This window comes from Mesorhizobium sp. M0317 (genome assembly GCF_040321555.1).
Classification (GTDB): Bacteria; Pseudomonadota; Alphaproteobacteria; order Rhizobiales; family Rhizobiaceae; genus Mesorhizobium.
In genome coordinates this window covers 1-579 of the sequence record NZ_JAMYRV010000118.1, presented here as the reverse complement: position 1 = coordinate 579, position 579 = coordinate 1, and the positions used below count along the sequence as shown (strand labels likewise).

1 protein-coding gene is annotated in these 579 nt (G+C 57.5%); it reads left to right on the top strand.

Annotated features, from left to right (window positions below; genetic code table 11):
* On the top strand, positions 1–579 hold a 579-nt coding region (locus NKI88_RS31785; protein ID WP_352659359.1), incomplete at both ends, for an ABC transporter substrate-binding protein.

Genomic DNA, 579 nt, shown 5'->3' with positions numbered 1-579 from the left:
GCGACCGAGCAGGTGACCGCGAATATCGGATCAGGGCCGTTCAGGTTTAATCAGGCCCTTGCGAAGCCGGGCTCGAGCTTCACCTACGATCGCAACGAAAAATACGTGCCGCGCAAGGAGCCGTCTGACGGGTTGGCCGGCGGCAAGATTGTCAAGGTTGATCGTGTCATCTGGGACAATATTGGCGATACGCAGACTGCTTTCGCAGCCTTGCAGGCGGGTGAGATTGATTACGTCGAGCAGCCTCCCGTCGATTTTTATTCGACGATCGAAAACGATCCCAACCTCGCCCTGCAAGTGCTGGACAAGACGGGCTGGGTCATGTGCCTGCGCATGAATTGTCTGCAGAAGCCGTTCGATAACGTGAAGGCGCGCCAGGCGATGCTTCACCTGATCGATCAGGAGGCGTTCCTGCGCGTCGCGGTTCCCGATCCCCGGTACGGTCAAACCGTCACATCGCTCTTTGGAAACGGAACGTCCTATTCGAACGACGAGAACACGGGATGGTTCAAGAAGGGCGGCGACCCGGAAAAGGCCAAGCAACTCTTGAAGGAGTCTGGATACGCCGGCGAAAAGGTC